The sequence below is a fragment of the Lactobacillus sp. UMNPBX12 genome, from assembly GCF_002553955.1.
Lineage (GTDB): Bacteria > Bacillota > Bacilli > Lactobacillales > Lactobacillaceae > Lactobacillus > Lactobacillus crispatus.
In genome coordinates, this window is sequence record NZ_PCYY01000070.1 from 1 (window position 1) to 565 (window position 565).

Here is a 565-nt window from a genome sequence, read left to right on the forward strand (position 1 = left end):
TCTTTCTCGTAAATTGATTTTTTAATTATTTATTTAATCAAAGTAGGATTCTAAGGTGTCCTGAACCTGACCAAAGCCTTTATGAATTCGATTGAAATAACGGTCATTGTAGCTCATTGCCTGAATACCAATAAAAGCATCAAGCGACTGTTCAGTTGGAAACTCTGCCTTAGGCTTAGCTTTGCGCTTGATCACATTGTTAAATGATTCAATCATGTTAGTCGAATAAATTGAAGCTCTGATCTGCTTGGGATAGTTATAAAAGACCAGCAGATCTGGTTCTATGTCTTTCAAGCTTCTGATAACATGGCTGTAAACCTTGCCCCATTTGGTATAGAAGTCATGCAGGACAGCTGCGGCTTCTTCTTTGTTTGTCTGTTGATGCACCTGTTTGAATTCGTTCATGATCTTTTCACGATCGTCGACGCGTACTTTAGCGCAGATATTGCGCATGACATGAACCAAACAGCGTTGAAAATGAGCTTTAGGATAAGTCCTGGCCAAGGCTGTTTTCATGCCAACAACACCATCAGAAAGAAAAAGCTCAACTTGCTTTAAGCCTCGG

Annotated in this window: 1 protein-coding gene; it reads right to left on the minus strand. The window is 39.8% G+C overall.

Translation table 11 applies throughout. The annotated features are described in order from the left end of the window. Positions 1-33: 33 nt before the first annotated feature. Positions 34-565 (minus strand): transposase (locus CP363_RS10515; protein ID WP_198995789.1); only part of this gene is annotated, 532 nt, incomplete at its 5' end.